Below are 9143 nucleotides of genomic sequence, written 5' to 3'. Positions count from 1 at the left end.
CCCACGCACATGGTGGCCAGACCACGCCGGGCGCCGGTACGGCGCATCCGGTGCAGCAGGGTGGTGAGGATGCGGGCGGCCTTGGTGGCGGGCGCACCGGTCGCCGGCGGGGTCGTCGCGGTGTCGGACGACGCGGCGTCGTCGTTGCAGGCGGTCAGGGTGAGCGCGCCGACAGCGGCCAGCGAGGCCAGGGTCAGGGCGTGGCGACTGCTGCGGATGGGCTTCACGTGATGTCCCCCGTGGTTGCGGACCCCCGGTGTCGGTGGTCCTCCTGAGGGGACGTTCATAGCGCGGCGCGAACGTCCGGGGCCACGGATTCGGCGTCGCCCTGACGTTGTCGTGACGAGTCCCTCGCGCGGCTGTGACAAGGGATATCGAGTCGTGATCAACCAGCGGGCCGGGGGCGGCGAGACGCGCTCCGTCGGGTGGTGCGGGGGCTGTGCGGCACCGGTGCGGGCGGGGTGAGGGGCCCGTGGGGGAGCGGTGACCGGTCGTCCGCGATCCTCCCGACGGGCCCCGGGACGGGCCCCGGGACGGGCCCCCGGATGGGCCCCGGGACGGGCCTCGGGACGGCGTCAGGACACCGCGGCGAGCACCAGCTCGTTGTAGGTGGCGGCGGTGGTGAAGCCCAGCCGCTCGTAGAGCCGGACGGCCGGGGCGTTGTCGGTGCGGACGTTCAGGCCCAGGTGGTCGGTGGTGGCGGCCAGGCGGTGGCAGAGCGCGGTGACGCAGGACCGGGCGAGACCGCGGCCGCGGGCGTCGGGGTGGGTGGTGACGTTGCCCAGCACGGCGACCCGCTGGGCGGGGGAGTGCACGTGCACCCCGGCGACGGCCAGCAACCGGCCGCCCGCGCGGACCCCGACGTAGCCGCCGCCGGCCAGCATCCGGGGGTCGAACCAGGAATCCGGGTACGACTCGGCCAGCAGGGCGCGGACGTCGTCGGCGTCACCGGGCCCCAACGGCAGGGCTCCGTGGGCGGTCCCGGCCGGGAGCTCCGCCGTGAGGAGCATCCGCAGCAGCGGGGTCCGGCGCTCGACCGCGTAGTCGGGCGCGAGGGCCCGCTCGGCGCCCTCCGGCAGCCCGGCCACGAGACGGCGCGGGAGGAAGGGGCGGAGGTCGCGCAGCAGAGCCTCCATCGCCGGCACTCCGGCGGGCCGGGCGAAGGCCTGCAGGACGGGGGTGTCCCCGCCGCTGTAGAGCAGCGCGACCGGCCCGTCCCCGGAGTCCGGGGAGGTGGTGTACCAGGTGGTGTTGGGCCAGAGGACGTCGTCCAGGTCGCCGAGCTCGAAGAGGTGCAGCGCGGGGTCGGTGCGGAACCGGGCGGCGAGCCCGGCGCGGTCGTGCAGGCTGGTGAGGGGCACGCGGACGAGGATAGGCCGGGTCCGCCCCCCCCCGGATGTCGGGGAGCGGACTCGGCCCCGGTGGCCCGTCAGCGCAGCAGCCAGCGCTGGGCCGGGGCGGCGGGGTCGCAGGGGACCATCCTGGTGGCGCGGCCGATGCCGTCGGAGGCGAGGCACTGCCCGGTGGCCGCGCTGCGGATCAGGTACCAGCCGCGGTCCGCGTCGGTCAGCCGCCACTTCTGGCTGGCCGGCATCCAATCGCCGGCCGGGCGGTTGAGGCCGTCCGCGCCTCCGGGGGTGTCCTGGAGCCGGCTGTAGCCCGTCTGCGTTTCCAGGTCGACGACCTTGGTCGAGGAGGAGTGCTGAATGGCCGTGGTGCCGTCGCAGTACCCCCAGAGCGTCCAGCTCTGGGCGGCGGACGAGTCGTTGGGCGAGTAGACCTGGATCCACTGGCCGTTGGCCTCGTTGTTGTACGGCAGGTCGAGGACGCCGGTGACGCCGTTGTAGACCTTGGCCGGCGCCTCCACGGTGGGCGGCAGCTCGCAGCTCGCCGCCTGCGCGGCCGGCGCGCCGGCCACGACTGCCCCCGCGACGGCCGTGACGGCGCCCAACGAGGCGAGGAACCTGCGGGTACGGGTGATGGTGCTCATCGGTGTGCTCCTTCTTCTGGTGGGGTGTGAGGTGGGGCCGGTCGTGTTGTGTCAGACCTCCTGGGTACCGTCAGCCGTGTCGGGCTGAGGTGCGAAGGAACCCGGAGGACGCTTCGTTGGCTCAGAAGATGTGCGTCGGTCCTGCATGCGATCGGCCTGGAACCCGTCGGAGTCTGTGCGCAGCCCACTACGCCCAGCTGAAGCGGGGCGTGCGGCTGAGTCCGGTGCGGCGCAAGAGGGCACGTGCCGCATGCGGCTACCCGGGGTGCGGACTGATCGCGGAGACGGGCTCACTGTGCAAGCCCCACCAGCTCCAGCAGCATCGTGACGGGCAACTGAAACCACTTCGCGTGTGTCGGGTCGGCCCGGTGAGCGCGGCCTGTGAGGTCGTGGCGGGCGGCGGCCATGCGCCCGAGGGTCTGCTCTGCAAGTGCACCGAATGCACTCGTGACTACCGGAAACAACTCCACATCAGGTCGCGCTACGGGCTCTCGTGGGAGGAGTACACCGGGCTGTTCGAGTTCCAGGGCGGCCGGTGCGCGATATGCGGACGCACGGAGCCCGGAGGGAAGGGGGTCTGGCATGTCGATCACGACCACGGGTGCTGTCCCGCGTCGTCGGGATCCTGCGGACGCTGTGTGCGTGGGATCGTGTGCAACTCGTGCAACAGCTCCGGACTCGCCTGGTACGAGCGGCTCCCGCAGCAGCTCCGCACCTTTGATCTGCTGAACGGCTACCTCTCCGATCCGCCGGCCGTTCGGTTCCGGACCGTCCGGTGACGGTTCCCGATCGAGGGATCAGACCATGCCGAAGGTCTGCACGTAGCGGCCCCAGTTGCCGCGCTGGCGGGGGGCGTAGCCGATGCCGATGAAGTTGTAGTCGGGGTTGAGGATGTTCACCCGGTGGCCCGGGCTGTTCATCCACATCTGCATGGCCTCCGGCACGCTGTTGCCCGGGGTGACGTTCTCGGCGGAGGCGCGCGAGACGAAGCCGGCGGCCGCGATGCGGTCCCAGGGGGTGCTGCCATCGGTGCCGTTGTGCTGGGTGAGGTCGTGCGAGGCCATGTCGTTGGCGTGGCGCTGGGCGGCGGCGCTGAGGCGGTCGTCCAGGCGCACCGGCGGGGCGCCGACCCGGCCGCGCTCCGCGTTGACGGAGTTCAGCATCTCGGTGCGGAAGTCACCGCCACCGGGCTGGGGCTGCGGTTGCGGCTGGGGCTGCTGCTGGCCGCCGCCGCTGACGCCGCCGGCCGGGACGAGCTGCCAGCGCTGTGCCGGGTTGCCGTCGTCCTGCCTGGCCAGGGTGAGGGGCGAGCCGGGGGCGGCCGCGGTGAGGAAGAGCATGCCGTCGTTGGTGCGGGTGGTGCGGATCCGGACCCAGTCGTTGTCGAGGGGCTCGAAGCACCAGTGCTGGTTGGGCTGGTTGTGCTCGTTGTACAGCCAGGTCTGGCCGGTGGAGTAGTTGTAGTCCATGACCATGGCCTGGCCGCCGGGGTGCTTGCCCGTGGTCAGCAGGGTCTCCAGCAGGAAGCTGCCGTTCTCCTTGGCCCAGAAGGTCCAGCTCTGGGCGGTGGTGCCGTTGGGGCCCCAGGACTGGACGGCGGTGCCGGCGGCGGTCTGGCTGGAGCGGACGTCGGCGACGGTTCCGTTGGCGGACTTGAGCGTCCAGTTCTGACCGTGCTGGGGGAGCGTGGGCATGGTTGCGCCTCTCGTCTGTGGTGCCGCCCCGGGCCGCGATCGCCGCGGTCCGGGGCCTGACGGGAGAGACGTTTCCGCACTGCGGTAGACGGGTGGTCAACGCGCGTAGCCCAGGCGCCCGTTGACCACGCGTCTACCGCTCCAGCTCCGCTCTGACCTGCGCCGATTCCTCCGCGAGCCCCAGCCGCTCGTAGACCTCCAGGGAGTCCGTCAGGCAGGCTCGGGCCTGGCTCGGGCGGCCTAGGCCGGTGAGCGCGGTGCCGAGGGTGCGCAGCAGGGCGGCCTCCAGGGCGGCGCTGGTGCGGCGGGCGAGCGGGAGGACGGCCTCGGCTGCGTCGACGGCGAGCAGCCAGCGGCCGGCCTCGGCGTGGATGCGGGCGGCGAGATCGCCGGCCGCGGCCGCGAAGACGGTGACCTGGAGGGCGGTGAACTCGTCGCGGGCACCGACGGCGTGGGTGAGCGCCTCCTCCGGGTCGCCGCACAGCCGCAGCACCCGGGCGAGGTAGTAGCGGCCGGTGGCGGCGGAGACCGGGCCGGAGCGGCTCATCAGCAGGGCGCTGCGCTCGGCGGCCGCCCGGGCCTCGTCGAGCCGGCCGGTCCGGGCGCAGCTGAAGGCGAACTCGCCGAGCGCGCTGCCCTCGGAGCGCCCGGCCTCCAGGCGGCGGAACAGCCCGGCGGCGCGGCCGGCGTGCTCGGCGGCCTCGGCGAAGCGGCCGTGGACGCGGGCGTTGCCGCCGAGGGTGAGCAGGGCCTTGGCGAGGACCCGGTCGGTGCCGGCGGTGGCGCAGACCTCGACGGCCCGGTGGACCTCCGCCGCGGACTCGGCGTAGCGGTTGACGTGCCAGAGCATGGAACCGCGCACGTACCGGGCGAGGGCGAGCGGGCCGAGGTCGCCGCGGGCCTCGGCCTCGGTGGCGAGGCGTTCGGCGAGGTCGGCGATGACGGTGGTCTGGGCGCGTTCGGCGAGCACCGAGCTCATCCGGTCGGCGAGTTCGGCGGCGCGGTCGAGCGGCAGGGCCGGGTCGGCGCAGCTCAGGGTGATGACGGCGGCGTGCACCTCGGCCTGCTCGCGCATCCAGCGCACGGCCTCGGTGCCGTCCGGGACGGGCCGGCCGGGGTGGGCCACGGACACGTCGAGCAGGCTGAGCTCGACCGGGTCGGGCTTGCGGGCGGCGAGGTCGGCGTTGCGGGCGGTGGCGAGGCAGAAGTCGAGCAGCCGCCCGGTGGCTGCGGTGCGCGCGGCGGCGCCGTCCTCGGCGGAGAGTCGGGCGCGGGCGTAGGCGCGCACGAGGTCGTGGTAGCCGTACCGGCCGAAGCGGGGGGAGTGCAGGAGGTTGAGGTCGACGAGGGTTTCCAGGAGTTCGTCGGTCTCGGCCTCGCTGCGGTCGAGCAGGGCGGCGGCGCAGGGCAGGGGGATGTCGGGGGCGTCGGGCAGGGAGAGCAGCCGGAAGGCACGGGCCAGTTCGACGTCCAGGCGGTGGTAGGAGAGTGCGAAGCTGGCCTCCACCGTCCGTTCGCCGTCGCTGAGTTCGGCCAGCCGGTGCTCCCGGCGCAGTCCTTCGGCGAGGGTGGCGAGGGTGAGTGCCGGGTCGGCGGCGAGCCGGGAGGCGACGATGCGGACGGCGAGCGGCAGCAGCCCGCAGGCCCGGACGACCTCCTCGGCGGCCGCGGGCTCGGCGGCGACCCGCTCGGCGCCGACGATCCGGGCGAGCAGTTCCAGCGCCTGCCCGGGCGGCAGGGTGTCCAGGCGCAGTTGGTGCGCGCCGGGCAGGCCGGTGAGCCGGTGGCGGCTGGTGACGAGCACGGCGCAGCCGGGGGAACCGGGCAGCAGGGGTTCGACGTGGGCGGGGGTGGCCGCGTTGTCGAGGACGACCAGGACGCGCCGCCCGGTCAGGGCGGAGCGGTACAGGGCGCTGCGCTCCCCGGTGTCCGGGGGGATCTCGCCGGGGGCCACGCCGAGGTCCCGCAGGAAGCCGGCGAGCACCGTGCCCGGGTCGGGCGGGGTGCGGTCGGCGCCGCGCAGATCGGCGAAGAGCTGTCCGTCGGGGAAGCGGTCGCGGGCCCGGCGGGCCACGTGCACGGCGAGAGTGGTCTTGCCGACGCCGCCCATGCCGTCCAGGGCGGAGATCACGACGGCCCGCCCGCCGGCGCCGGCGAGGCGGTCGGTGAGGGCCTCGACCTCCTCGGTGCGGCCGGTGAAGTCGGGCAGGCCGGAGGGGAGCTGGTCGGGCGCCCGCCAGGTGTCGGCGGCGGGCTCGGCGGCGGCGGTGGCGGTCGCGGGCAGCAGGGCGGCGTCCTCGCGCAGGATGCGCAGCTGGAGCTCGGCGGGGGCGCGTTCGCCGGGGGGCAGTGCGGCGCGGGCGTCCTCGTACACGGCGAGCGCCTCGGCCTTGCGTCCGGCCTGGTAGAGGGCGCGCATCAGGACGGCGGTGAGCCGGGGGCGGCCGGGGTACTCCAGGGCGAGGGCGGCGATCGCCGCGGTGAGGTCGGTGCGGTCGCCGAGGTCGGCGTCCAGCTCCAGTTCCGTCTCCTTGGCCGAGATCCGCTGCTCGGTGAGGCGGGCGCGGACGGCCTCGGCGTGCGGCCCGGGCAGTCCGGCGAGCGCCTCGCCGACCCACAGCCGGTGGGCGCGCCGCAGCACCTCCCGCACCTCCTGCGGTGGCGCCGCCGACTCGCGCAGCCGTCCGGCCTCGGCGACCAGCGCCTCCCAGTCGGCGGCGTCCAGCTCGGCGCCGGGTGCCCGGAACGCGTAGCCGTCGCCGACCCGGACCAGCGGCATCAGCTCCGGGCCTTCCCCGGTGTACGGCCGGAAGGCGGCGCGCAGTCGGGAGACGGCGAGCTGGACGGCCTTCCGCGGATCGGCCGGCGCGGCTCCGCCCCACACTCCCTCGACCAGCACCGGGACGGACACCGTGCGCCCGGCGGCGGCCAGCAGCACGGCGAGCACGGCCCGCTGCTGCGGCCGGCCCAGCTCCAGTTCCTGTTCGCCGTACCAGGCCCGCAGCGGTCCCAGCAGTCCGAACCGCAGCCCGGATCCCCCCATGTCACCCATGTCCCGTCCCCGAAGAGTCGTTCTGTGCCGGGATCCCGCCAGTTCCGTCCGGACGGCGGGGCCCCCATACCCCGGCGGCCTATGCTCTGTCACAGATTGTGCACCGGATCGAGGGCTTCGAGGGGTGGGCCGTGGGGCTCGTTTTCAGCCTGCTGGGGCCGCTGCGGGCCCGGCAGGACGGTCGTGAGCTCGACCTCGGCCGACCGCAGCAGCGGGCCGTGCTCGCGGCGCTGCTGATTCCGCCGGGGCAGCTGGTGCCGACGGATCGCCTGGTCGAGGACCTGTGGGGGGCGGACGACGCCCGCTGGCCGAAGGACCCGGTCGGGCAGATCGGCACCCATGTCCACCGTCTGCGACGCGCCCTGGGCGAGCCCGGAGTGCTGGTCGGGGCGGCCGGCGGCTACCGCCTGGAGGCGCCGCGGACCGCGGTGGACCTGTTCCGCTACGAGGCCGAGGTGGCCGAGGCCGTTGCGCTGCGTCACCAGGACCCGCTCCGGGCACGGGAGTCGCTGGCGCGTGCGCTGGGCTCCTGGGAGGGGCCGCGGGCACTGGACGGGGTGCCCGGGGCGTTCGCGGACCGGGTCCGGGAGCGGCTGGACGCCGGCCGGTTCGCGGCGGTGAAGACGCTGCTCGGCCTGGACCTCGCGCTCGGCCGGCACGCCGAGGCGCTGGAGCCGCTGGCCGGGCTGGCCGCCGAGCATCCGCAGGACGAGGAACTGCACCGGCTGCACCTGCTGGCGCTGCACCGCTGCGGCCGGACGGCGGAGGCGCTGGCCGGGTACGAGGCGCTGCGGGAGCGGCTGGACGGGGAGCTCGGGCTCGAACCGGCCCCGGCGCTGGTCGAGCTGGCCGAGCAGATCCGGCGCGGCGAGGCCCCGGTGTTGCTGCGGCGGCTGCCGAGGCCGAGCCAGCTGCCGCCGGACATCCCCGACCTGGTCGGGCGGGCGGGGCAGGTGCGGGAGGCGGAGCGGGTGCTGCGGTCGCCGGGGTCGCCCGTGCTCGGGCTGTCCGGGCCGGCCGGCTGCGGCGCCTCGGCGCTGGCGGTGCACGTGGCGCACGCCGTCCAGGACACCTACCCGGACGGCCGACTGTACGCCGGAGGCGGCGGGACGAAGGCGGTGCTCGCGGGCTTCCTGCGGGCGCTCGGGGACCGGCCGGCGGCGGACGCGGGGATCGACGAGCTCGGCGCGCGCTACCGCGGGCTGCTCGCCGGGCGCCGGGTGCTGGTCCTGCTCGACGGGGTGGCCGAGCCGGCCGTGCTGCTGCCGGCGGTGGCCGGCTGCGGGGCGGTGGTGGCGGGCGCCGAACCGGGGGCGCTGCCCGACGGAGCCGTACGGCTGGCGGTCGGACCGCTGGAGCCGCACGACGCCTACGAGCTGCTGGCCCGGATCGCCGGCGCGGACCGGGTCCGGCGGGAGCCGGAGGCGGTGGCCGAGGTGGCCGCGCTCTGCGGCCACCTGCCGGTCCTGCTGCGGACGGCGGCGGAGCGGCTCGCCGCCCGGCCGCAGTGGTCGGTGGCCGACCTGGTGCGCTGGCTCGCCCTCCGGGGGGACGGGCCTGGGAGGCCGAGCCGGTAGGGCTCCTCAGTAGAGGTCGGACGAGAAATAGACCGAGCCGGGGCCGGGGCCGGTGTTGGCGGAGTGGGCGAGGCGCGGAATGATGCCGCCGCCCCAGTAGACGCCGGAGGTGCCGCCGGTGGTGACGGTCAGCCTGGCGTGCGGGTGGCCCTGGGTGCCGGTGTGCCAGCAGGGGGAGCCGTTGGCGGAGTAGACGACGAAGTTGCCGTCGACCTGCATGACGGCCTTGTAGCCGCAGCCGACGGTGCCGGTGGCCATCTTGACCTGGGTCCCGAACTGGTAGACGACGAAGTTGCCGTCGGTCTGCATGATCGCCCGGGTGGCGCCGGACTCGATGTACCAGCCCGGGTAGAGCGGCTCGTCGTCCCAGATCGAGACGTAGTCGGACTGCCGGTCGATCGCCGCCTCCGCGGTACCGGTCGAGGCCACCGTCCCGGCCACGGCGAGTGCGGTGGTGGCGGTGGCCAGGGCGATCGTGCGGAGGGCCGTCGTCGTCTTCATGTCCCCGTGTACCTCGTGGTTCTCTCGTGCGTTCGCGCCCACCGGGTCTCGGGGCGCCGTCAGGGCATGAGCGTGGCGGAGCGCGGTAGACAAACGATGAACGCCGCCGTTGAGGCGTGCGGGCCGGCCCGGGGCATTTGGCTTGGGCCCGGAGTAGGAGTACTGTCTCCTAGTCGCCTGACAGGGAGCACCGGACACGCAGCCGCGCGGACGGTCCCGGGGCGGCCAATCCCTTGAAACACCACTTCCGGTTCGTGCCGGTCTTTCTCGCTTTCGCGTGACGGCCTGGTGCTTATTCGGTGTGCTCGTTTTATCGGGTTGCGGTCGGA

7 protein-coding genes and 1 pseudogene are annotated in these 9143 nt (G+C 74.8%); 2 read left to right on the top strand and 6 right to left on the bottom strand.

Annotated features, from left to right (window positions below; genetic code table 11):
- The 3 genes and pseudogenes from AB0E96_RS34265 to AB0E96_RS34255 all read right to left on the bottom strand — a co-directional run.
- Positions 1 to 227: pseudogene (locus AB0E96_RS34265) on the bottom strand (3-oxoadipyl-CoA thiolase); the annotation flags it as partial.
- Positions 228 to 575: 348 nt separating this feature from the next.
- Positions 576 to 1361 (bottom strand): GNAT family N-acetyltransferase, encoded by a 786-nt coding sequence (locus AB0E96_RS34260; protein WP_359829703.1) that lies wholly within the window; start codon positions 1359 to 1361, stop codon positions 576 to 578.
- A 68-nt stretch (positions 1362 to 1429) separates the two neighbouring features.
- Entirely contained in the window at positions 1430 to 1990 is a 561-nt protein-coding gene (locus tag AB0E96_RS34255) for an RICIN domain-containing protein (RefSeq protein ID WP_359829702.1), read from the bottom strand.
- A gap of 368 nt (positions 1991 to 2358) precedes the next feature.
- Here AB0E96_RS34255 and AB0E96_RS34250 point away from each other — a divergent pair, with 368 nt between their 5' ends.
- Positions 2359 to 2769 (top strand): endonuclease domain-containing protein, encoded by a 411-nt coding sequence (locus AB0E96_RS34250; protein WP_359829701.1) that lies wholly within the window; start codon positions 2359 to 2361, stop codon positions 2767 to 2769.
- 18 nt (positions 2770 to 2787) lie between these two features.
- Here AB0E96_RS34250 and AB0E96_RS34245 read toward each other — a convergent pair whose 3' ends face one another.
- On the bottom strand, positions 2788 to 3684 hold the full coding sequence (locus AB0E96_RS34245) for a CAP domain-containing protein (protein WP_359829700.1): 897 nt from the start codon (positions 3682 to 3684) through the stop codon (positions 2788 to 2790).
- 133 nt (positions 3685 to 3817) lie between these two features.
- Positions 3818 to 6736 (bottom strand): BTAD domain-containing putative transcriptional regulator, encoded by a 2919-nt coding sequence (locus AB0E96_RS34240; protein WP_359829699.1) that lies wholly within the window; start codon positions 6734 to 6736, stop codon positions 3818 to 3820.
- Positions 6737 to 6867: 131 nt separating this feature from the next.
- Here AB0E96_RS34240 and AB0E96_RS34235 point away from each other — a divergent pair, with 131 nt between their 5' ends.
- The gene (locus AB0E96_RS34235) at positions 6868 to 8313 is read left to right on the top strand and encodes a BTAD domain-containing putative transcriptional regulator (protein WP_359829698.1); all 1446 of its coding nucleotides are present in this window, start codon (positions 6868 to 6870) and stop codon (positions 8311 to 8313) included.
- A 6-nt stretch (positions 8314 to 8319) separates the two neighbouring features.
- Here the strand turns inward: AB0E96_RS34235 and AB0E96_RS34230 are convergent, their stop codons facing one another.
- Positions 8320 to 8814 carry a hypothetical protein gene (locus tag AB0E96_RS34230; protein ID WP_359829697.1) on the bottom strand — a complete coding sequence of 165 codons (495 nt, stop codon included), beginning with the start codon at positions 8812 to 8814 and terminating at the stop codon, positions 8320 to 8322.
- Positions 8815 to 9143 lie beyond the last annotated feature (329 nt).

The sequence above is a fragment of the Kitasatospora sp. NPDC036755 genome (genome assembly GCF_040636595.1).
Taxonomy (GTDB): Bacteria; Actinomycetota; Actinomycetes; order Streptomycetales; family Streptomycetaceae; genus Kitasatospora.
The sequence above is the reverse complement of the archived record's forward strand: the minus strand, read 5'-3'. Positions and strand labels throughout refer to the sequence as shown.